Source organism: Bradyrhizobium sp. BRP19 (genome assembly GCF_020194195.1).
GTDB lineage: Bacteria > Pseudomonadota > Alphaproteobacteria > Rhizobiales > Xanthobacteraceae > Bradyrhizobium > Bradyrhizobium yuanmingense.
Map to the genome: position 1 here is coordinate 80020 of NZ_JADYVZ010000008.1, position 21800 is coordinate 101819.

Genomic DNA, 21800 nt, shown 5'->3' on the forward strand with positions numbered 1-21800 from the left:
CCGTTAGCGCCCGATCACTTTTCACCCCCCGCTTCGTCAGCCGCTCAGCATTCGTTCCAGGGCGTGCCGCGGAACGATCCAACGGCGGCCCACCCTGATGGCAGGCAACTCGCCAGAGTTCGCGGCGGCGTAGGCACTGCACTTCGACAGGCCCAGGATTTCGCATCCCGCCTCTTCGACGGTGAATGTCGAGCGACCGTCCCAGCGCTGATCGAGGACGCGCCAAGCCGTCGTGGTTTCCGAATTCGTCATATCCAGTCTGGTTGAGTTGACCCTTTGTGTCAACTATTGTAGGGCTAGATCTGATCATATCAAGGGCTACCACGTTGAAGCAGCAGCAGTTCAAAATCACCCTCGGTGACGATCTCCGCGCAAAGCTCGATAGCTCCAGCGCTCTCAGCCAACGGTCGATCGCAGAGGAAATCCGACAGCGCCTCGAGATGTCATTCGACATCCAGGGCGATGGCCACACGCTCGATTTGATCTACGCGATCCTGTTCTTGGCGCATGAGACCATGCGCGATTTCGGCGCGACTTGGTGGGGCGACGAGCGTGCCCGGTCTGCATTCATGGCGGCCATCGCCGACCAGGTGATGAGCTATCCCATCAGCCCGTCCGACCTCGCTGCGAAGCCATTGATCAGCTTGGGTACGCGAGAGCAGCAGGCCGGCCCCGAAGATCCTCCTGAGGTGATCGGACGCGCTATAGCCCGGAACTACCGTCGGAGGGTCAGACCGCTCGGCTTGCGATCTGACGAGTTCGATATCAGTCGTTTTCGCCAATTGATGCGGAACGAGGAAGAGAACGAAGACTGAGTAGCGGACCGGGCTTTGAGGAGGTTCGTAATGACCGCAGCAAAGCCAGCGCCCACCGAGATGAACGTTGCCGGGGCCTCGAAGTGCGCCCCCCGTCGCATGCTCAACGAGCAGCAGGTGTTGGAGATCATCCCCGTAAGCCGCACCACGCTTTACCGCATGGAGAAGGCGGGCCGGTTTCCGAAATCCACTTACATCAGCCCCAACCGCCGAGTCTGGTACGAGGACCAGATTGTCGCCTGGCAGAACGCAGTCGATGAATTCGATCCGCATCGCGCGCGGGGCAAGGGCCGGCGCGCGACTTCGGCTGTGGGGAGCAAACCGGAAGCGCGCTGAAGATGGCGCGTCGCGTGCTTGTGACCCGCTGCGGACATCGGTGCCGAACCCAAAGGGAGTGGACAGGGCGGTGACGATTAGGCCCAGGAACGCTTCGCTAGTTCCGGGGTTCCGAGGAAATGCCTCGATATTACTTCGACTTTCGGGATGACGCTGGACTCACCCTCGACGATATTGGTGAGGAATTGCCGGATCTTGATGCTGCACGGGATGCGGCGCTAAGGGCACTCGCCGAGGCCATCCGCGCTAAAAGCGATGTTGGCGCAGAGATGGGCCAGATGTTCGTCGAGGTGAGAAATCATGCCGCAGCGGTTCTGACGGTATCCGCTTCGGTCGAGGTCATCCTGAAGTCGTGAGGCAGTGTCGTGATGCAAGATGACCTCCTCGAACGAGGCGGCTCGCGCGATTGCCGAGAGCAAGAAGCTCGTCGACAGCGGGTAGGTCGGAATTATGGAGGCAGCGGCGCACTCTCCACACCTGAGGCGAGCTTAGAAGCTCATGGAAAGGATGGCCGCCAAGCCCAAGGCCGCTATGGCCTACGCCAGCACATGCAACATCCAAGGCTGCATCGTTGCCTCCTGCCAGGACGCTGTATCGGGATCGCGAAAGTTAGTTGCGACAGATCAATGTCCTTGGAAAAATCAACGGGTGCTCAGAGAGAACCGCTACTTGTGCGAGCACCGGGTTGAGTGCCGCGAACTGCGATGATGGCGGCGATTGATTTCTCGCCGGACGTGTAAGAGATTTGACTATCCGCCGGGGGGATGGAAATGGACGATCGGGACGCCATAGCGAAGGCCTTCTGGCAGACTGAGAACGACTGGAATACCGTTCTCATCCTGATCACAAAATCACAGGACCACTTAATTCCCACACATATTATGATGTCGTGGGCATCCTCGTGGGTAAGTGCCGGCGGCAACACGAGTAGCCTCATGGAACATTGTGATCGCTACTTTGAAGAAGCTTATTTTGCGCACGGTGGGACGGGTTATCCTCCAAAGTTCACGCAACTCAAGCGAGAATATTTTGAGAATGCTCGCGAACCTGCGAGCCAAACGTCCACTCCGAGCGCTGCACAAACCTCAACGTCTCCCAAAAGTGGTGCCATCTCCGCTGGGCTTATACTTCTAGGGATGCTCTTTGTGCTGGCAATCCTTTTTGCCCGCTAGCTCACGACGCGGTTCGGCCGCGGCAAGTATGATTATACGCCGTTGCGAAGCTAGATTAGCGCGGCCTTCGCATGTCATTTGTTGGCCCGTGGTTGACTACCGCTCTCGGCCGCGCAGCGTCTGCTTCCGAGCGCTGAGCGGAAAGCCATCGTGGTCACGCCGAAGGCAGCCTTTGACCCATAGCGGACAATCAACCTTCCGGCACCCCGGCTAGGCGCAGACCCCTGTAAAATCGCTCGCGGCCGGCAAGGAAGGTCGGATTGTTACTGGGCGCGGTGTCGCGCAAGCGGCGGATGGTGAAGGTCGGATCAAGTGCTAGGGCTGCCTGCGCGGTTGCCTTCGCTTCATCCAGTTCGCCAATCCGCGTCAACGCGTCGGCGAGCCAGAAGTGCGAAAGCGGATTGTTTCGATTGGCCTCGATGCTTCGCCTTAACCAAACCACGGCTTCCTCGCCGGCACCCAAGTGCAATTTGGCTCCGCCAATGACGATCAGCCAACGGAAGGCTCTTATGTCACGAGGAGATAGCCGGAGCGCTTCAAGGATGTGCGCCTCGGCTTCCTCCGCCCGGCCGACGTATATTTTCGCCAGACCGATCCACGCGTGAGCCTCGGCCAGATTGCGGTCCAGTGCCAACGCTCGCTCGCATGCAGCAATGCCATGCGAGGCTCGATTTGTGTTGATCTCAACGAGACCGAGCTGCAGGTGCGCCATTGCGTGTTGTGGTGCCAACGACAAGGCCCTGCCCAACAGCGTTTCTGCCGCTGCGAGACGAGGGGCCGCGTCGTCCGTCATGAAATTCGCTGATAAAATCACGTCGACCTCCGCTCTGCCGACCAGGGCTTCCAAGCAGGCCGGATCGAGCGCCAGGGCACGTTCAAAGAAGCGCTGTGCTTGCGTGAGGTGCTCAGGGGTATGCCCCCGGTTGAAGATGGCTCTGCCTCGGAAATACAGATCTATCGCGTCCGGGTTTGCGGTGCTCTCGGCTCGCCGCGCCTCGGCTGCAATCAGTTCGGCATTCAGCGCGTTGGCCAGCCGAGATACGATTTCGTCCTGCAGGTCCAAAAGGTCGACGAAAAGCTTGTCGAACCGCTCTGCCCAAAGTTGGTTACCCGTTTCGGCGCTGACCAGCTGTACGTTGACGCGAAGCCGGCGACCGGCCCGCTGAACCGACCCCAGCAAGATATAGCGGACGTTCAATTCGCGTCCGATCTGTTTGAGATCGATCGGCTTGCCTTTGTAGGCAAATGCGGTGTGTCGGCCTATCACGAACGAACCGCTGATGCGCGACAGGTCCGTGTTCAGGCTCTCCGTCACGCCGTCGGCGAAATAGTCCTGCTCGCTGTCACCCCCAATGTTTGCGAAGGGCAGCACCACAATGGAAAGACGAGGTGCAGGGGCGAGGCGGGACGTGTCGGTACTGCCATGTGTAGCGGCAACCGCACGCCACTGATCTTCATGGACCGTGCCGACGAAGCGAAAACCCTTGCGCGGCAGTGTCTTGATCAAGTGCTGCTTTTCCCCGCTGTCGCCGATGGCGGTCCGGGCGGCATTGAGGCGGGTCGTCAACGCGGCATCCGAGACAATGCGGCCGTTCCAGATTGCGCTGATGATCTCGTCCTTGCTGACCACGCGTTCCCTGTTGCGGATCAGGTAATGGAGCAGGTCGAACACCTGCGGCGAGACGGGGATCAAGTCGGCGCCTCGACGCAGCTCGCGCCGCTCAGTGTTCGTTGCGCGGTGCAGTTCGCGCCGGTCGGTGTCCAGTGCGTAATCCTGAAAGAGATAACGCAAGCTGCCATTCCTTCTGGGGGGCTCTGAAGCCCTTGAGCACGAAGAATAAGCTGCCGGTAAGGAAAATGTAAGCCATCAGTTGAGCGCGCAGGCGCATCTTGCGGCAAGCAGTTCGGGGCGGACCCGAAGTGACGCTGCGGGACCGCCAGGACCGATTTTGACACAAGGCCGACGCGGCAGACTTGCCCTGTTATTGTCACGAAGGCCCGCTCATTCTTGCCGCCAATCAAGTGAACCCTGATCCGAACCTAAACTGAATGTAAATTTGAGGGAGCCAATGGCAAAGGAGTTCGCGTACGGCGACGCGGCCGCGGTTGGGTATGATCGCGCGTTTGCACATGTGTCACGCCACTTTTTGCCGTTCCTTCTGAGTGCCGCACGTGTTGCGTCTGGCATGAAGGTACTCGACATCGCAACGGGCACTGGACTGGCAGCGGCAGAATCCTTGCTCGTAGTTGGACCAACAGGGCACGTCGTTGCGGCCGACGTATCGGAAGCCATGGTTGGACAGGCGCGGCAGCGCCTGAGCGCGGCGGCAAATATCACCTTCGCGGTGGAGGACGGCCAATCTCTCTCGTTCGCCGATAGCAGCTTCGATGCTTTGATTTGCAGTCTCGGGCTAATGTTCTTCCCTCATCCCTCGCGCGGATTGTCGGAGTTCTTGCGTGTCCTTCGGCCGGGCGGACGCGCAGCAGTTTCCGTTGCGACCGTGCCGGAACGAACCTACAACGGCAGCGTCAACACAGCTATCGCCAAGCACTCGCCAGCGATCCGCGAGGCAACGGCGAGGATGTTTTCATTGGGTGACCCGGCGCGTCTGCGACAGTTGTTCGAGAAGGCCGGATTCCAAAACATCGAATTGACGAGGCAGGCGCACCGGTTCAGTATGCCATCTTTCGACGCCTACTTTGGTCCGTATGAACGCGGCGACGGTCCGACTGGACAAGCCTATCTGACACTCCCTCAATCGGTGCGCGATATTGTTCGCCAGGAAACGCAACGCAGCCTCGGAGATAGAGGCGGGCCCGTAGAAATCGAGGTTCAATATCAGTTCGCAAGCGGCCAACGCCGCTGATGAAAGTGGTCGGCCGCTGCTGCCGTGCACATTCCGCGTGATGTCCGCACTTGGCCCTTCGGTGACATTTGGCCTACGTCCAATGATTCCCGCTTTCAACGGCTAAACGGACATCGAGCGTCAAGGCGTTCGCGGCCGCAACAAAGCGCCCCGCTCTGCAAAGCGTGAAACTAGGGCCTATTGGGGCCCGGTGAATTGGGCGAGAGGCCTCGCCCTCAGCTAGGAAGCCCCATACGCCGTTGAAACTGATGCTTTTTCCGCAGTTTCAGAGAATGACCAAATAGCGCTTGCGGCCAGGACCACACGGTTTTGCCGTACGCGCGGTTCGTTGGCGCCGCAGGGTTCGACGGCGTTGTGCACGTTGCCATCGAAATGCCGGCGCGACGAACCTGACAGCGCCGCTCGTCCGTACGAAGCCTCGGGCTCACGGAGAGCAATCCGCCCTGCCCTCAGCTCTCGTACACGACGCTGCCGCGTCCACCGCAAGCCCGGCTCGCGACAATGACGACCTCATGATCGCCCCTCGAGATTGAGCCGGGATGGGCGACACATACGATATTTCCGAATTTCGGTAAAGCGGAATATTTTCGCGCGAGCGGGTTGACAGCGCCGCGACACACCTCGGTCCCGTAGCCTGGATGGAGCGCCAGCGTAATCCGGGACAGCGCAAGATGCCGAGCGCGCAGCCCCGGATTACGCTGGCGCTCCATCCGGGCTACGAGAGACGAGATTGAGCTCGTCGAGACCTGGAGCGCTCAGTACGGTGCGTAACGATAGCCCGGATCGTAGTAGTAGCCGGAACCGCCGTAGTAACCAGGGCCGCCGTAGTAACGCGGGCCATAGCCATAATAATAGCGGTTTTCATAGTATTCGCGGCGGCGGCTCTCGGCGATCGCGCCTCCGATCAGACCTGCGGCCATGCCCATGAAGGCGAGACCCGCGGCATTCGGCCCGCGTCGATAGTAACGCCGCCGGTGCGAGCTGAAATCGGTGACGTCGGAGGCAGCCTGGCCGGCAACGACCGCCTTGACAGCCGACTTGGCCTCCGGGCTCCCGGCCGACGCCGCTGCGGACGGGGATGCGGAAGCCGCAATCAGGGCGAGGCCAGCGAGCGCGCCCACGATCGTGTTGCGGCCGGCTGCGGAAATCACGGGTCCAATACTCATGTTCGAATTTCCTCTGTTCTCGCCCAAAGAAACATAAGCAAACGATCTATAATCCGCAAACCACTGAAATGGTTTCATGATCGCGGCGATCTGCCACGCTTTGAACGATTGTAAATCCCGAACCATCAGACCCAGCTTGAACCAGCCAACCTGAGCGGTTAATGAACAGCCGCGCCGTTTTCGGCCGCCGTAAGCGTTTACGTGAACCAACGCATCAACCGACGCCGTCGGGATCGATGCCATTTTCCAGGTTCAAGAGATCGACGCGTCCTTTCCTAGAGAAACCAGATGATCGTGGTTCGCAAACTGCCGGCGCGCTATGCGCCGATCGTGACGCCATTCGTGCTGTCCACCCTCATGACGGCGGTGGTATCGGTCATTTCGACGCTGCGGAGCCTGGGGGCAACGCCGGCGTTCCTGGCGACCTGGCCGGGCGCCTGGGGACTGTCCTGGCTCGTCGCCTTCCCGACCCTGCTCGTGGTGCTGCCGCTGGTCCGCCGCATCGTGGCCTGGCTCGTCGCAGCGCCACCCCGCCGGTAACCGCGCCTACGACAGCGCCCCCAGCACGCCTCTCGTCGCCTTGTCGATTTCCTCGACATAGCGGCGGCGGGCGAAGCTCTCGGTGAGGAAGCCGACCACCTTGCGGCTGTCGGTGGAATCGACCACCGCCAGCATCTCCGCCTCGGCCTCGTCGAACACCGCCATCGCCGACTTCACGTTCATTTCCGGGATCAGCACGATGTCGATCAGGCGGGCGAGCTCGATCACCTGGATGTCGTCGGCGATGGTGTCGAGGTCGCTGGAGAACAAATCGGGCAGCAGGACGAGGCCGATATATTCGTCAGCATTGTTGACGATGACGATTCCCGGCCGCGAGCCGAGCGCGAACTCGCGGCGCGCGGCGGCGATCGTCGTGGTCGAGGGCACCTTGCCGACGTCCGAGCGCATCAGGCGCTCGACCGTGAGATTGCGCAGCCAGCCGACGTCGTTGGCGCTGCGGATGGTCTCGCCGCGCAGATGCAGGCGCCAGGTCGAGAAGGAATGGCCGAACATGAAGCGCACGCAGATCGAGGTCACGATGCAGCCGGCCAGCACCACGGCGGTGACGTCGACGTTACGTGTCATCTCGAGCACGAGGAACGACATCGTGAGCGGGCCGCCGACGATAGCGACGCCGAGCGTCGCCATGCCGGTCAACATCGCCACCAGCGGATCGATCGCGAAGTTCGGGCTGATGAGCAGCAGCACCGCGGCAAAGAACTTTCCGATCAGGCTGCCGACGAACAGCGAGGCGAAGAACAGGCCGCCGCGAAAGCCGGAGGCGAGCGAGATCAGGCAGGCCGTCAACTTCAAGGCGATGATCAGCGCGATCAGGCCGATCGTCATGTCGTGGAAGAGATCGAGCACCATGGCGCCATGGCCGGCCGCGAGAACCTGCGGCGTGATGATGGCGAACCCGCCGACGATGAGCCCGCCGATCACAGGACGCAGCCAGACCGGCATCCAGGCGAACAGCCGCTCGAACATCGGCGAGGAGCGCATCACGGCGATGCCGACGCCGCTGGTGATGAGGGCGAGCCCGATCAGTGCCAGATATTGCTCGACGCCGACGGCGCTGACCTTCGGTATTTCCAGCGAGTACGGCGCGCCGCCCAGCCATTGCGCGGTCAAGGCACCCGCAAGCGAGGCGGCGAGGATCGGCGCGGCGCTGCCGACGGCATAGACGCCGACGATCAGCTCGCAAGCGTAGAACGCGCCGGTGATCGGCGCGCCGAACGCGGCCGCGATCGCGGCAGCAGCGCCGCAGCCGACCATCAGGCGCAGATCGTTACGGCGGAGATTGAAGAACTTGCCGATCAGCGAGGCCATGCCCGAACCGATCTGGGTGTAGCCCGCCTCGAGGCCGACGGAGGCGCCGCAGCCGTTCGAGATCAGGGTCTGGCCTGCGACCACCCCGCTGTCGCGCATCGACAGATTGCCGCCCCGCAGCGCGTTCGCCTCGATCGGATCGACCGCGTTCGATATCTTCATGCGCCGCCGCGACCATTCCATGATTCCGAGCACCAGCCCGCCGAGCGCAGGCGCGATCAGTGCCGCCCACGGACTGACACGTGCGTGGGCCGACAGGTGGACATCAACGGGAATGCCGTAGATCACGACATGCGCGATCTGGGCGATGTGGGCCATCAGCGTCACGACGGCTCCCGCGAGCGTGCCGATCACGAGCGCCAGCGGGATCAGGTAGAACTCGTTGCTGCGCAACAGGGCGCGCAACCGAACCATGGTGCGGTTCGTCTTCTTGCGATCGAGGAGATGCCTGAGCCGCACGAACACCTTTGGCCCGCCCTACCCTTCCGACAGGCCGTAGCCCGCCATGCGCTGACGGACCCGCTCGATCTCCTCGCTCGGGAGCAGCGGCGGTCGTCCGATCTGGAGGCAGCCGTGATATTGCCGCGCCAGCGTCTCGACCTCGACCGCCAGCCACATCGCCTTGTCCAGCGTCTTGCCGATCGCGATCATGCCGTGGTGATCGAGCAGGCAGGCGAGCCGGCCCTCCAGTGCCCGCACCGCATGTTCGGACAGCTCCGCCGTTCCGAACGTCGCGTAGGGCGCGCAGCGGATGCTGTCGCCGCCCGCCGCCGCGATCATGTAATGCACGGGCGGGATCTCCATGCCCATGATCGCCAGGATGGTGCAATAGGTCGGATGGGCGTGCACGACGGCGTTGACGTCGGGCCGCGACTTCAGGATGTCGCGATGAAAGCGCCATTCGCTCGACGGCTTCTGGTCGGGCGCGTGCGAGCCGTCCATGGCCATGAAGACGATCTGGTCCGGACGCATGGCCTCATAGGGCACGCTGGTCGGCGTGACCAGGAGGCCGTCCACATGCCGGACGCTGATATTGCCCGATGTGCCCTGGTTGATGCCGAGCGCGTTCATGCGCCGGCAGGCGTCGATAATGGCCTGTCTCTTGCCGAGCTCGTCCGCTGTCATCGACATGTCGATTTCCTGTCGAGGGCTTATTGGACCGAGTTACGTCAAAGCAACATGACAGTGCAAGCGAAAGCGTCCCGGATCCCGTGACACTCCGGCCGAACGGGATAGCGACAGGTTAACAGATTGTCGCAGCTACCGGGGCAGGCCGGTCCGGACCGCCGCGCACCCGTTGATGACGAACTGCACGGATAGGCGGCGAGCAGCATGCCGAGGACGCGCGAGAGCAATAACAAAAGTTAAGGCTGCTGCGGAGGCAATGAGATCGAACGGTGCAATCGCAAAGCAACCATTCCCGACGATTGCCGTTTCACTGTGCATCGACACACGAACAGAAGCAGCCGAAGCAATTGCACGAGCCCCGTTCCAGAATTGATCCGCACGATCCCGTTGCCTGCAGCCACTGGGCGCTTCGATTAGGGACAAACGTCAAAGAGCTCAAGGCGGCGATTCATCAATTCGGCAGCGCAGCGGATGCCGTGGCGTACGGCCTTCAGCAGTGGCGGCGTAGCGCCTCGCGTGGGCAGTGGCAGGGGCGCAGCGGCGCACCGCAGATCGGCATTCTCTCCGATTCCATGGTCGCGCGCGGCGAACAGCTCGCCGCGGTCTCGATGGTCTGCGTCAATGCGATCGGCCTTGTCGCCGGCGCCGTGCCGCGAATTCTGCCTGCGGCGCCCGAAGCTGACATCGACGCCTATCTGGACGGGCTCGACGGCCTCTTCGTCGGCGGCGGACAGACCAACGTCCATCCGTCCCGCTATGGACAAACGGTCGACGAGAAGCGTGACGGCCCGTTCGACGAATTCCGCGACGAGGTCGCGCTGCGCCTGATTCCGCGGGCGCTGGCGCGGGGCATCCCCGCTCTGTTCATCTGTCGCGGCTTCCAGGAGCTGAACGTCGCTTTCGGCGGCACGCTGGCGAAAGAGCCCGACGATTTGGCCGAGGAGCAACGCCATGGCACGCCCGAGGCGGACAACGAGGATGCCCGCTATCGGCTGCGGCAGAAGGTGGGCTTGCGCAAGGGCGGCGTCCTGCAACAGATCTGCGGCGCGGATTCGATCATGGTGAATTCGCTGCACAGCTTCCTGATCGCCGATCTCGCACCCGGTCTCGTCGCGGAAGCCGTCGCCGAGGACGGCTCGATCGAGGCTGTCAGCGTCGAGGGCGCCAGCGATTTTGCGCTCGGCACCCTTTTCCATCCCGATTATTGGGCGAGCTCCGATCACGCCTCGGCGCGCATTCTGTCAGCCTTCGGGGACGCGGTTCGCCGTCACGCCAAGGCACAAGGGGCGGCCTAGGCCATGCACCGCTACCGCTTCGGCATCGAGGAGGAATATTTTCTGGTCAACCGCCAGTCTGCGGCGCCGCGATCCGAGCTGCCCAAGGCTTACATGGCCGCGGCGCAGAAGCGGCTCGGCGAACGGTTGACCACCGAGATCCTGCAATCGCAGATCGAGGTGGCGACCCCGCCGCTGACGTCTTCGGCCGATGCGCTGGCCGAGCTCGCGCATTATCGGTCGGTGCTCACCGAGGTCGGCAAGGACCACGGTGTCGGCATCATCGCGGCCGGCACACACCCGCTGGCGCAGCCGCAGCAGCAGCGCATGACGCGCAAGCGCCGCTACAGCAAGGTCATCAGCGATCTCGGGATGGTCGGCCTCGGCAACCCGATCAGCGGACTGCACATCCATGTCGAGGTCCCCGAGCCCGATTTGCGCGTCGAGATCATGCACCGCCTGGTGCCGTTCCTGCCGCTGCTGCTGGCGCTCTCGACCTCCTCGCCGTTCTGGTGCGGCTACCCGACGGGATTGCTGGGCTACCGCAATGCCGCCAACGATGCCCTGCCCCGGACCGGCTTTCCCGAGATGTTTCGGAACCTTTCCGAATACGAGACCTACGTGAAGACCTTGGTCGATGCCGGCATCATCCCCAACGCCACCTATGTCTGGTGGGCGTTGCGGCCCTCGCTGCAGCATCCGACTCTCGAGCTGCGCATCACCGATTGCTGCACGGCGATCGCGGATTCGGTGGCGATCGCGGCGCTGTTCCGCGCGCTGGTCCGCCACGCCGTCCACCATCCCGAGCTGAACGCCACCTATTCGGCCGTGCACCGCGCGCTGGTGGAGGAGAATCGCTGGCGCGCCCAGCGCTACGGAACCGACGGCACCTATATCGACCTGGTCTCGTTCGAGCCGGTCTCGTTCAGAAGCTGGCTCGATTCGGTGATCGCCATGGTGGCACCCCACGTCGACCATCTCGGCATCGAAGACGACATCCAGCATCTGAAGTCGATCCCCAAGCGCGGCACATCGGCCCACCTTCAGCTCGAATATTTTCGCGGCTTGCGCAAGTTCGGCCACTCGCCGCGGGAAGCAATCAGCGACGTGACGAAATGGCTGCGCACTTCCAGCGAAGCCGGAGACTTCACCGCCCGGGGCGGCGAGCCGAAGGCGCCCGCCGTGCGGCAACCGCTGACCGACCTGGTCTGACGCCGCAGCCGCATGGAACGAGGTTTCGGCCGCCGACTTAGCTAGACAGCAATGGACAATGGTGGAGACCAATCATGAGCGACAGCGGAATTAGCATGCTCTTGGGCCACGCCTCGGCCCAGATGCTTTGGCTCTGGTTCATCGGCGCGTTCGTGCTCGGCGCGGCCCTCGTTTACGGGGTGATGAAGGCCGGCCATCTGCGCCGCAGCGAGCGCGCACGTCTCGACCGCGCGACGGAAGAGCGCCAGCGCCAGGAAGACCCCTACAAACGCCCGACCTGAGCAAGGTTGCAGTTTGGAACTTTCGTTCTCCGACGGCTTTGATCGCCCGAGGATTGAGGAAGGCGAGGCCTTCCCGTGTCGCCTCATGAGGAGGACGTATGGCTAAACGAGCGAAGAAACGCACGACCAAGAAGACCGCGGCGCGCCGGCCGCGTCAGGCGCCGAAGATGCTCAGCGACCTGTTTCTGGAGACGCTGAAGGACATCTATTTCGCCGAGAACAAGATCATCAAGACCCTGCCCAAGATGGCCAAGGCCGCGAATTCCAAGGAGCTTGCGACCGCCTTCAACAAGCATTTGCGTGAGACCCAGGGCCAAGTCAAACGGCTCGACCAGATCTTCAAGATGCTGGGCAAGCCGGCACGCGGCAAGCCCTGCGAAGCCATCAACGGCATTGCCGACGAGGGCGCCGAGATCATGAAGGAGTTCAAGGGCGCGCCGGCGCTCGATGCCGGACTGGTCGCGGCAGCACAGGCGGTCGAGCACTACGAGATCTCCCGCTACGGCACGCTGCGCACCTGGGCCGAGGAGCTCGGCATGCAGGACGCCGCAAGGCTGCTCCAGGAGACGCTGGACGAGGAAGAGGCGACCGATCAGACGTTGACCGAGCTCGCCACCTCCGTGATCAACCTCGAAGCGGAACAAGAGTACCGCGCGGCGGCCTGACCCCGCGCCCTGCCGATGAACGGAACGTCGCGGCCGCATGCCGCGGCGTTCGCTTGCCTTGATCGCACGGCGGCGCATGGCACGTCAGCGCCACTGCACTGGATTTCCGTACTGGATTTCCTTGGAACTCGCCCCATATGCAGGCTTTCCCACCCCAGAGCCCGCATCATGCAACCCAAAAATCCCCTCGACTGGATGCTGTCCGAAGCCCTGGACTCGCTGACCCGCGCCGATCGGCTGCGCCAGCAGTTCGGCCGCCAGGAAGCCTGCTGGGAGCCGCCGATCGACGTGCTCGAAACCGAGCGTGAGCTCCTGATCCTGGTCGCGCTTCCCGGCGTCAATCCGGACAATGTCGAGACCGTCATCCATGACGGCGTGCTCGTCATCTCGGGTCAGCGCACCCTCCCGCCGGAGCTTCGCAACGCCCGCATCCATCGGCTCGAGCTGCCGCAAGGGCGTTTTGAGCGCCGCATTGCATTGCCCCTCGGCCGTTACGCCATCAGCCGCTTCGTGATGGACGGCTGCGTCGCACTGCGCCTCGCGAAATCCTGAGGTCGATCATGGCCACCGAACAGATGAACAACGAACAAAGCAATAACGACGTGAAGATCCCCGACGACGCGCTGATCATCGTCCCCGTGCGCGAGATGGTGCTGTTTCCCGGCGCGATCGCGCCGATCACGATCGGCCGGGCGAAGTCCATTGCCGCCGCGCAGCAGGCGCTGCGCGAGCAGCGGCCGATTGGCATCGTCCTGCAGCGCAGCCCCGAGACCAATGACCCCGGGCCGGACGACCTCTACAGGGTCGCAACCATCGCCAACATCGTGCGCTACATCACCGCGCCCGACGGCACTCATCACATCGTCTGCCAGGGCGTGCAGCGCGCGCGCATCCTCGACTTCCTGCCGGGGACGCCGTTCCCGGCCGCGCGCTTCCAGCAGATCCCCGAGCCGACCACGACCTCGCCCGAGATCGAGGCCCGCGCGCTGAACCTGCAGCGCCAGGCCATCGAGGCGATCGAGCTGCTGCCGCAGGCGCCGCCCGAGCTCGCCGCGATGTTCCAGGGCACCAGCGCGCCCGGCGCGCTGGCGGATCTGGCAACCTCGTTCATGGACATCAAGCCGCAGGACAAGCAGGAGGTGCTGGAGACCATCGACCTCGCTCTTCGCGTGGAGAAGGTGTCGAAGCACCTGGCCGAGCGGCTGGAGGTGCTGCGCATCAGCAACGAAATCGGCCAGCAGACCAAGGCCTCCTTCGACGAGCGGCAGCGCGAGGCGATCCTGCGCGAGCAGATGGCGACGATCCAGCGCCAGCTGGGCGAAGGCGACGGCAAGCAGGCCGAGGTCGCCGAGCTGACGGCTGCGATCGCCAAGGCCAACATGCCGCCGGAGGCGGAAGCGCATGCCAAGAAGGAGCTGCGCCGCTACGAGCGCATGCCGGAGGCCGCCGGCGAGGCCGGCATGGTCCGCACCTATCTGGACTGGCTGATCGAGCTGCCCTGGGCGCTGCCCGCGGAGAAGCCGATCGACATCAAGGAGGCGCGAGCCATCCTGGATGCCGACCATTTCGGCCTGGAGAAGATCAAGAGCCGGATCATCGAATATCTGGCGGTGCGCAAGCTCGCCCCGCAGGGCAAGGCGCCGATCCTGTGCTTCGTCGGCCCGCCCGGCGTCGGCAAGACCTCGCTCGGCCAATCCATCGCGCGCGCGATGGATCGCCCCTTCGTGCGCGTCAGCTTGGGCGGCGTGCATGACGAGGCCGAGATTCGCGGTCACCGCCGCACCTATATCGGCGCGTTGCCCGGCAACATCATCCAGGGCATCAAGAAGGCGGGCGCGAGGAACTGCGTCATGATGCTGGACGAGATCGACAAGATGGGCCGTGGCGTGCAGGGCGATCCTTCCGCCGCGATGCTGGAGGTGCTCGACCCCGAGCAGAACGGAACGTTCCGGGACAATTACCTCGGCGTGCCCTTCGATCTGTCGCGCGTCGTGTTCATCGCGACCGCCAACATGCTCGACCAGATCCCGGGTCCGCTGCTGGACCGCATGGAGCTGATCAGCCTCGCCGGCTACACCGAGGACGAGAAGCTGGAGATCGCGCGGCGCTATTTGGTGCGGCGGCAGTTGGAGGCCAACGGCCTCTCGGCCGAGCAGGCCGAGATCGAGCCGGAAGCCTTGAAGCTGATCGTCAAGGGCTACACCCGCGAGGCTGGCGTGCGTAACCTCGAGCGCGAGATCGGCAAGGTGCTCCGGCATGCCGCGGTGCAGGTCGCCGAAGGCACGGCCGCGAAGGTCACGGTGACGGCAAAGGACATCGCCACCGTGCTCGGCCAGCCGCGCTTCGAGGGCGAGATCGCACTGCGCACCAGCGTTCCGGGCGTTGCCACCGGCCTTGCCTGGACGCCGGTCGGCGGTGACATCCTGTTCATCGAAGCCACGCGCGTGCCCGGCAAGGGCGGGCTGATCCTGACCGGCCAGCTCGGCGACGTCATGCGCGAGAGCGTGCAGGCTGCGCTGACGCTGGTGAAGAGCCGGGCCTCTCAGCTCGGCATCGATCCGCAAGCGTTCGAGAAGAGCGACATCCACGTTCACGTCCCCGCGGGCGCAACCCCGAAGGACGGGCCGAGCGCGGGCGTTGCGATGTTCACGGCGCTGACCTCCCTGCTCACCAACCGCACGGTGAGGAGTGACACCGCGATGACCGGCGAGATCTCGCTGCGCGGCCTGGTGCTGCCGGTCGGCGGCATCAAGGAGAAGGTGGTGGCTGCGGCTGCTGCCGGCCTGAAGCGGGTGATGCTGCCGGCGCGCAACAAGCGGGACTATGACGACATCCCGAAGAGCGCGCGGGACACCCTCGAGTTCATCTGGCTGGAGCGCGTCGACGAAGCCATCGCCGCGGCGCTCGAGCCGGCTGAAGCCAAGGAAGCGGCGGAGTAAAGGCGATGAAGAAACTGCTGGAAATAGCGAAGCGGTCGCGGAAGACGCAGCGGCTGCGCCAATTGCTCGATCGCGCGATCGACCGGATTCGCGATGGGCTCGCAGGACCCGAGCCGCGGCTTCAGCCTGCTACGGTCCGAGTGAAGCGCCGCAAGGGTTGAGCCCTCCGTCTCGAACCCTCGCGGCAGCCCCAGACAAAAGGCCCCCTCGTTCGAGGGGGCCTTTGCGTTGTTAGCCCACGGCGTCCTTGGCGGCCTTGACCGGGCGGGCGCGGACGATCTTCCGGGCCGGCTTGGCCTTGAACATCATCTCTTCACCCGTGAACGGGTTGGTGCCCTTGCGCGCCTTGGTCGCGGGCTTCTTGATGACCACGAACTTGGCGAAGCCCGGCACCAGGAACAGGCCGTTCTTCTTGAGCTCCTTGTGGCCGACGTCGGTCAGCGTCTCCATGACGTTCTTGACGTCACGCTTGGAAAGCTCGGTGGCGGTCGCAATCTTTTCGATCAATTGCGATTTGGACATCTGGGTCGGCATCGTGTCTCCTCTGATTCGTTGCCGGTTGCATATTAGACCAACCGTTGAAGGCCTATAGCCTTCTGCACAGTTTTGTCGCGAAATTACGGGCTTTTCTGGCCTGCTGTGACAAAAAACCCTGCTTTTTAGCTACTTCCAGAGCGGAGGAAGCCTCGGGCAGCGGTTTTTGCCTTGTTTCAAAGGCCCGCACGCAACCTTGCTAGAACTGATTCGCCGCTTTCGACAAGCGACGACCGGCCTCTTTATGAGAGGCCGGTCGTGTTTCACCCTGAAAAATAAGGGTCGGATCGCTGGTCGCCGGTCTTCTTCCCCGTAAAAATGGGGAGAAAGTCAGTGGGCGATTGGCTAGACGCGCTCGATGATGATGGCCGGCGCCATGCCGCCGGCGGCGCACATGGTGACAAGACCGCGCTTGAGGTCGCGCCGTTCGAGCTCGTCGAGCACGGTGCCGATCAAGATCGAGCCGGTGGCGCCGATGGGGTGGCCGAGCGCGATCGAGCCGCCGTTGACGTTGACCTTGGCCCGATCGAGCTTGAGGTCGCGGATATATTTTTCCGCCACCACGGCGAAGGCCTCGTTGATCTCGAACAGGTCGATATCGTCGATGGTGAGCCCCGCCTTGGCCAGCGCCTTGCGCGTTGCCGGCACCGGTGCGTTCAGCATGAGGGTCGGCGAGTCCCCCATGTTGGCCATCGCGACCACGCGGGCCCGGGCTTTAAGGCCATGCGCCTTGGCATAAGCGGGCGAGGCCAAAAGGATCGCAGCAGCGCCGTCGACGACGCCGGAGGAGTTGCCGGCGTGATGCACGAAGTCGATTTCGAGATCAGGGTACTTTTGCAGGATCAGGCCGCGATAGGTCGTGCCCTTGTCGTCGAGCGCGTAGTCCGCGACGGCGGGGAATGCCGGCTTCAGGCTGCTGAGGCCTTCCATCGTGGTCTGCGGCCGTGGGTATTCTTCATGATCCAGCGCCAGACTGCCGTCCTCGCGGTGGACCGGCACGAGGCTGTTCTTGAAGTGGCCGTTCGCGATCGCATGCGCGGCGCGCTTCTGGCTCTCCAGCCCGAGCGCGTCGACGTCGCTTCGGGTGATGCCTTCCAGCGTCGCGATCGCATCGGCGCAGACGCCCTGATGCGACTGCGGATGCCGTGCCCGCAGACGCAGATTGCCGCCGTCCATCATCATCGGACCGCCGCCGCGGCGTCCCTCCATCGACATCATCTCGCAGCCGCCGGCGATGACGAGGTCTTCCGCACCCGCCATGATCGAGCTTGCCGCCATGTTGACGCTGGTGATGCCGCTGCCGCAAAAGCGGTCGAGCGTCACCGCGCTGGCGCGCACGTCGTAGCCGGCATCGAGCGCCGACATGCGGCCGAGATCGCCGCTTTGCGTTGCCACCTGCGCGCTGCAGCCCCAGACGATGTCGTCGACATCGGCGGTATCGATGCCGGTGCGGTCGGCGAGTGCGCGCAGCACGGTCGCCCCGAGCTGCTGCGGATGAATGCCCGAGAGGGCTCCCTTGCCGGCCTTGCCGATGCCCCGCGGCGTGCGGCAGGCATCAATGATCAGCGCGTCAGGCATTGGCGTCGTCCTCTTGTTTATGGGTGTTGAGAACGGTTTTGAATAAGGGGGAGAAGAGAGTCAATGTGCGGCGCTCGCCCTTCGCCTCTCCCCGCGTGCGGGGAGGGGCCGGATTTTACGCGCAGCGGAAAATCCGGGTGAGGGGGAGCCTCAGCAAGAACGGTGACAGGGTGACAGATGGACTCGCGGAGAGAGCCCCTCACCCCTGCCCTCTCCCCGTAAGAACGGGGAGAGGGAGAAGAGCTACGCCCCCGCCGCGTTCTTCGCGATCACGTTGCGGTAGAAGCTGGCGCTGAGTTTTGCCGTGCGGACCTGGGTGTCGAAATTGACGTGGTACAGCCCGAAACGCTTGTTAAGGCCGTACACCCACTCGAAATTGTCCATCAGGCTCCAGAGGAAATAGCCGCGCACCGGCACGCCTTCGTCGGTGGCGCGCTGGAGCTGGGCGAGATAGTTGCGCAGATACATGATGCGATCGGTGTCGTAGATCTCGCCGTCGGGCGACACCACATCGTCGCCGGAGGTGCCGTTCTCGCTGATATAGATCGCATCCGTCTTCCAGATCTTCGCCGCCAGCTTCGGCACCCAGTAGATCGTCTCGGGCCCGACGCGCAGCCAGTCCGAATTCATGTGCGGGAACGATTTCGGGATCGGCAGCGGCTTGAAGCCCGCGCCCTGGTCGGAGGCCACCACGTAGTTCTGCGGCGCATAGATGTTGAGACCGAGAAAATCGACCGGCGAAGAGATGATCTTGAGCTCCGCATCGGTGTATTTCGGCGCGTTGGACCCGGCGTATTTCAGGAAGGCGTCGGTATAGCGGCCCGTCATGATGACGTTGAGGTAGCCGGCATTCATCTCGCGCAGCGCGGTCTCCGCGGCCCGCACGTTTTCCGGCGTGTCGAAGGCAGGCGCGCAGGCATCGATGTTCTCCGCCGGCCCCACCCTGGTGCCGCGGCGGCCATGGGCTCGCACCGCCTGCACCGCGAGCCCGTGCGCCAGCGCACTGTTGTGCCTGATCTGATTGACATCGGCTTGCGGCAGCTTCAAGCCCGGCGCGTCGATGCCGACGCCGTAACCGAAATAGACGAAGCGCCCGCTCTCGTTCAACGTGAACACGTTCCTGACGCGGTCGGTGAGGTGCGCGGCGATATAGGCCGCGTAGTCGCCGAAGATCTTGCAGGTCTCGGTCGAACGCCAACCGCCGAACCGGTCCTGGAGCGATTGGGGCAGGTCCCAATGATAGAGGGTCAGCCACGGCTCGATGCCGTTCTTCAGCAGCTCGTCGACGAGACGGTTGTAGAAGTCGAGCCCCTTTGGATTGGGCTTGCCGTCGCCGTCCGGGAACAGCCGCGGCCAGGCCACCGAGAAGCGATAGGCCTTGCAGCCGAGCTCCTTGATGAGGGCGATGTCCTCCTTGTAGCGGTGATAGTGCTCGTTGGCGCGGTCGCCGTTGGTGCCGTCCTCGATCTTGCCGGGGATGCGGACGAACTTGTCCCAGATCGAGGCCCCTCGCCCGTCCTCCTCGACCGCACCCTCGACCTGATAGGACGAGGTCGCCGTGCCCCAGAGAAAGCCCGCCGGAAAACCGGCTGCATTGCGCGGCGGCCGCGCCGGCTTGGCTTCGGCGACAAGCGGACTCGCAATCCCGGCTGCGGACAATCCCGCCAGCTTGGCAAACCGGCGGCGCGAGACCCCCTCCGTCATTGATGCTGCTCCACTTCTTTTCGTTTCGGGCCGGCACAATGAACAGTTCCGGGCGATTTGAGAAGCGGGTGCAGGAGGTCCCAGATCCGCCACCGCAGGCGCGGCAGCACAATGCCGTTCCCTTGCCGAGATGAACGCCTATTGAGTTCAAACCGGATTCTAGCTTCGGCCTGCTCCGATTGAACCGACCACAATCTGCATCAGCCACGCGATGCCCGCGTCTTTCATAGCCGCTTTGGTCGCGATGGCCCGGATCGTATCCGGTTTGCGCGCGAAAGGCAGCTCGACCAACACGAGGCCGAAACGGCTGGCGTGCTGCTCCACCAGTCGGCGCGGCAATGCGGCGATCAAATCAGACCCGGAAAGCTGGGCAAGCGCCATCATGAAATTCGGAACAGTCAAAGCGATGCGGCGTTCGAGGCCGCGCTTTGCCAACATCTCATCAACGAAACCGCGCGGTTCCCCACTGAGAGAGACCAGCAGGTGCTGTGATCGCGCGAACGCAGCATGGGTTGTCGCTTTTGCGAAGGGATGTCGCTTGCGCATGGCCAGCACGAACTCCTCCTCGTAAAGCCTGCGCGCCTCGAAACGCGGTGATACCGCCGGCAGCGGCAGCATTGCGATATCGAGCTCGCGTCGTTCGAGCATGTCTAGGCTTTGCTGCCAAGGTTCTCCGATTGCACCACCGCGCGGCGCAGGCATCAGGTGGATCAGCCCGATATCAATGTGGGGCGCCGCAGTCGCGATCGATTGCAACAGCGGACCGATCGCTGAGACCAGTACGGCATCGGGAGCGCCAATCGTAAATCGACGGCCACTTTGCTCCGGGTCGAACGGTGTGGCCGAGCCGATCAGCTGTTCGACGCGCGCGATGATCTCGGCCACCGGCTCGCCGAGCTCCAGGGCGCGCGCCGTCGGAACGACGCCCTTCGGCGTCCGCAGAAACAGCGGATCGTTCAGCAGAAGACGGAGGCGGCCAAGCGCATGGCTGACAGCCGACGGCGTCAGGCTCAGCCGAGCGGCTGCACGCGCGACATGGCGCTCTTCCAGGACCACGCGGAAGAGCACGAGGAGATTGAGGTCGATCCTGGATAAATCAATTTGGTTCAGCATGTTGCTGAAATCATATCGCTGGATTCATTGGGATCAAGGCTTCATGCATGGGCCTCGTCGTTCGATCAGGAGCTGAGAAATGACCAACAAACCGTCCGGGCTGAACAGGCGGCCATGCGAGCAGGAAAAGATATCGCGGCGCTCGATGATGGCCGCTACCGCAGCAATTCCCCTGTCCGGTCAGCTTTCGGCCGATGCGGCCGCTGGAAGCGACGCGATAGCAGGCCTCGTCGAACGCGCCCGCGAGAAGAATGCCGCCTTCATGCGTGGCGATGTGGATCGCTGGTCCCAGCTTGTCCGCATCGCGCCCGATTTCACGCTGATGCAGCCCTTCGGCGGGCCTACGAGTCGGGGATTCGACGCTAGTCCCCAGCGTCTGGCTGCCCTCTCCCGATACTTCAGGGAAGGCCAAACCGAACTTGAGGTTTTGCAAACCTATGCATCCGACGCGCTCGTCGCTCTCGTCATGGTCGAGCGCCAGCGCGCCGAGGTGGGCGGGTTGCCGGCTCAAGACTGGTCGCTGCGCGTGACCGAAGTCTACCGCAAGGACGGCACGGATTGGCAACTCGTGCACCGTCATGCGGACCCGCTGGTCCGAAGCATCACCTTGCAACAGGCGGCGATACTCGCCCGGGGATGGCCGGAGGAAAAATGACGAAGCGCTGCAGATGAGCTGGATTCGGAGCCGGCCGGCGGCCAGTCGAGACGACGTGCGATTTCGTCGCGATGTTCAGCGCGAGCGCTTCGGCAATTTCGGCAGCTTGTCGGGATTGAATGCCGGCATCTGCCCTGGTGGTTCAGGTGGCGGCGGCTGTTGTTCCCTGAGGATGAGCGTTCCGTGGAGGATCATGCCCGGCGCCTGAGGTGCCGTCGCGGTGTAGGTCGCGATCTTGCCAGGGCAGCTTCCCTCGATCGTCAACGTCAGCTCTTGATCGTTGCCGAACACGGTGGCGCGTCCGTCGGTGTGACGCTTCGTCAATACGGTTGCGGTGAAGCGATCCCCATCGATCTGGCAGGTGCCGTGATAGGTCATCAGGCTGTCACGGCCCCAGATCTGGCCGTCTGCGACATGGACGATCCCGGTACCATGGTCGAGCGGCGTCTTGTACCACGCCGCGTAGGTGCCGTCCTTCAGCATGGGAGCAGC

24 protein-coding genes and 1 pseudogene are annotated in these 21800 nt (G+C 63.3%); 15 read left to right on the plus strand and 10 right to left on the minus strand.

Annotated elements, in window-relative coordinates; all coding sequences use genetic code 11:
• Window positions 1-36 precede the first annotated feature (36 nt).
• Entirely contained in the window at window positions 37-252 is a 216-nt protein-coding gene (locus tag I6F36_RS23535; RefSeq protein ID WP_225143417.1) for a helix-turn-helix domain-containing protein, read from the minus strand.
• A 74-nt stretch (window positions 253-326) separates the two neighbouring features.
• Here I6F36_RS23535 and I6F36_RS23540 point away from each other — a divergent pair, with 74 nt between their 5' ends.
• From I6F36_RS23540 to I6F36_RS23555, 4 genes are all read left to right on the plus strand, one after another.
• The gene (locus tag I6F36_RS23540; RefSeq protein ID WP_225143416.1) at window positions 327-815 is read left to right on the plus strand and encodes a hypothetical protein; all 489 of its coding nucleotides are present in this window, start codon (window positions 327-329) and stop codon (window positions 813-815) included.
• Between the two features lie 30 nt (window positions 816-845).
• Window positions 846-1151 (plus strand): AlpA family transcriptional regulator, encoded by a 306-nt coding sequence (locus I6F36_RS23545; RefSeq protein ID WP_225143414.1) that lies wholly within the window; start codon window positions 846-848, stop codon window positions 1149-1151.
• Between the two features lie 119 nt (window positions 1152-1270).
• Window positions 1271-1507, plus strand: a complete 237-nt coding sequence (locus I6F36_RS23550) for a hypothetical protein (protein WP_225172272.1) — start codon at window positions 1271-1273, stop codon at window positions 1505-1507.
• Between the two features lie 414 nt (window positions 1508-1921).
• Window positions 1922-2323, plus strand: coding sequence for a hypothetical protein (locus tag I6F36_RS23555; protein ID WP_225172273.1), 402 nt, complete (start codon window positions 1922-1924; stop codon window positions 2321-2323).
• Window positions 2324-2513: 190 nt separating this feature from the next.
• Here the strand turns inward: I6F36_RS23555 and I6F36_RS23560 are convergent, their stop codons facing one another.
• Window positions 2514-4115 carry a winged helix-turn-helix domain-containing tetratricopeptide repeat protein gene (locus tag I6F36_RS23560; RefSeq protein ID WP_225143437.1) on the minus strand — a complete coding sequence of 534 codons (1602 nt, stop codon included), beginning with the start codon at window positions 4113-4115 and terminating at the stop codon, window positions 2514-2516.
• A gap of 277 nt (window positions 4116-4392) precedes the next feature.
• On the opposite strand from I6F36_RS23560, the gene I6F36_RS23565 reads away from it, so the two are divergent.
• On the plus strand, window positions 4393-5190 hold the full coding sequence (locus tag I6F36_RS23565) for a class I SAM-dependent methyltransferase (RefSeq protein ID WP_225143438.1): 798 nt from the start codon (window positions 4393-4395) through the stop codon (window positions 5188-5190).
• Between the two features lie 755 nt (window positions 5191-5945).
• Here the strand turns inward: I6F36_RS23565 and I6F36_RS23570 are convergent.
• Window positions 5946-6356: a hypothetical protein gene (locus tag I6F36_RS23570; RefSeq protein ID WP_225172383.1), complete on the minus strand. Its 411-nt coding sequence runs from the start codon at window positions 6354-6356 to the stop codon at window positions 5946-5948.
• Window positions 6357-6644: 288 nt separating this feature from the next.
• On the opposite strand from I6F36_RS23570, the gene I6F36_RS23575 reads away from it, so the two are divergent.
• Window positions 6645-6896, plus strand: coding sequence for a DUF2798 domain-containing protein (locus tag I6F36_RS23575; RefSeq protein ID WP_225172274.1), 252 nt, complete (start codon window positions 6645-6647; stop codon window positions 6894-6896).
• Window positions 6897-6902: 6 nt separating this feature from the next.
• Here the strand turns inward: I6F36_RS23575 and I6F36_RS23580 are convergent, their stop codons facing one another.
• Both I6F36_RS23580 and I6F36_RS23585 read right to left on the minus strand, forming a co-directional pair.
• The gene (locus tag I6F36_RS23580) at window positions 6903-8690 is read right to left on the minus strand and encodes a chloride channel protein (RefSeq protein ID WP_225172275.1); all 1788 of its coding nucleotides are present in this window, start codon (window positions 8688-8690) and stop codon (window positions 6903-6905) included.
• Window positions 8691-8702: 12 nt separating this feature from the next.
• The gene (locus I6F36_RS23585; protein ID WP_225172276.1) at window positions 8703-9356 is read right to left on the minus strand and encodes an L-fuculose-phosphate aldolase; all 654 of its coding nucleotides are present in this window, start codon (window positions 9354-9356) and stop codon (window positions 8703-8705) included.
• Between the two features lie 266 nt (window positions 9357-9622).
• On the opposite strand from I6F36_RS23585, the pseudogene I6F36_RS40015 reads away from it, so the two are divergent.
• From I6F36_RS40015 to I6F36_RS23620, 8 genes and pseudogenes are all read left to right on the plus strand, one after another.
• Window positions 9623-9823 (plus strand): annotated as a pseudogene (locus tag I6F36_RS40015) (DUF3606 domain-containing protein); the annotation flags it as partial.
• Window positions 9824-9829: 6 nt separating this feature from the next.
• Window positions 9830-10648, plus strand: coding sequence for a gamma-glutamyl-gamma-aminobutyrate hydrolase family protein (locus I6F36_RS23590; protein ID WP_346656671.1), 819 nt, complete (start codon window positions 9830-9832; stop codon window positions 10646-10648).
• A gap of 3 nt (window positions 10649-10651) precedes the next feature.
• Window positions 10652-11839, plus strand: coding sequence for a carboxylate-amine ligase (locus I6F36_RS23595; protein ID WP_225172278.1), 1188 nt, complete (start codon window positions 10652-10654; stop codon window positions 11837-11839).
• A 74-nt stretch (window positions 11840-11913) separates the two neighbouring features.
• Window positions 11914-12120, plus strand: coding sequence for a hypothetical protein (locus I6F36_RS23600; protein ID WP_225172279.1), 207 nt, complete (start codon window positions 11914-11916; stop codon window positions 12118-12120).
• 98 nt (window positions 12121-12218) lie between these two features.
• On the plus strand, window positions 12219-12785 hold the full coding sequence (locus I6F36_RS23605; RefSeq protein WP_225172280.1) for a ferritin-like domain-containing protein: 567 nt from the start codon (window positions 12219-12221) through the stop codon (window positions 12783-12785).
• 168 nt (window positions 12786-12953) lie between these two features.
• On the plus strand, window positions 12954-13337 hold the full coding sequence (locus tag I6F36_RS23610; protein ID WP_024342525.1) for an Hsp20/alpha crystallin family protein: 384 nt from the start codon (window positions 12954-12956) through the stop codon (window positions 13335-13337).
• An 8-nt stretch (window positions 13338-13345) separates the two neighbouring features.
• Window positions 13346-15724, plus strand: a complete 2379-nt coding sequence (gene lon, locus I6F36_RS23615) for an endopeptidase La (RefSeq protein ID WP_225172281.1) — start codon at window positions 13346-13348, stop codon at window positions 15722-15724.
• Window positions 15725-15729: 5 nt separating this feature from the next.
• Window positions 15730-15885 (plus strand): hypothetical protein, encoded by a 156-nt coding sequence (locus I6F36_RS23620; protein ID WP_225127644.1) that lies wholly within the window; start codon window positions 15730-15732, stop codon window positions 15883-15885.
• Between the two features lie 70 nt (window positions 15886-15955).
• Here I6F36_RS23620 and I6F36_RS23625 read toward each other — a convergent pair whose 3' ends face one another.
• From I6F36_RS23625 to I6F36_RS23640, 4 genes are all read right to left on the minus strand, one after another.
• A complete protein-coding gene (locus tag I6F36_RS23625; RefSeq protein ID WP_018320691.1) occupies window positions 15956-16258 on the minus strand; it encodes an HU family DNA-binding protein in 303 nt (100 codons plus the stop codon).
• A gap of 345 nt (window positions 16259-16603) precedes the next feature.
• Complete coding sequence (locus I6F36_RS23630) at window positions 16604-17836, minus strand: acetyl-CoA C-acetyltransferase (protein ID WP_225172282.1); 1233 nt, start codon at window positions 17834-17836, stop codon at window positions 16604-16606.
• Window positions 17837-18079: 243 nt separating this feature from the next.
• On the minus strand, window positions 18080-19540 hold the full coding sequence (locus I6F36_RS23635) for a GH1 family beta-glucosidase (protein WP_225172283.1): 1461 nt from the start codon (window positions 19538-19540) through the stop codon (window positions 18080-18082).
• A gap of 159 nt (window positions 19541-19699) precedes the next feature.
• Window positions 19700-20653 (minus strand): LysR family transcriptional regulator, encoded by a 954-nt coding sequence (locus tag I6F36_RS23640; RefSeq protein ID WP_225172284.1) that lies wholly within the window; start codon window positions 20651-20653, stop codon window positions 19700-19702.
• A gap of 79 nt (window positions 20654-20732) precedes the next feature.
• Here I6F36_RS23640 and I6F36_RS23645 point away from each other — a divergent pair, with 79 nt between their 5' ends.
• The gene (locus I6F36_RS23645; RefSeq protein WP_225156490.1) at window positions 20733-21308 is read left to right on the plus strand and encodes a nuclear transport factor 2 family protein; all 576 of its coding nucleotides are present in this window, start codon (window positions 20733-20735) and stop codon (window positions 21306-21308) included.
• Between the two features lie 75 nt (window positions 21309-21383).
• Here I6F36_RS23645 and I6F36_RS23650 read toward each other — a convergent pair whose 3' ends face one another.
• Window positions 21384-21791 (minus strand): hypothetical protein, encoded by a 408-nt coding sequence (locus I6F36_RS23650; protein WP_057026612.1) that lies wholly within the window; start codon window positions 21789-21791, stop codon window positions 21384-21386.
• Between the last annotated feature and the right edge of the window lie 9 nt (window positions 21792-21800).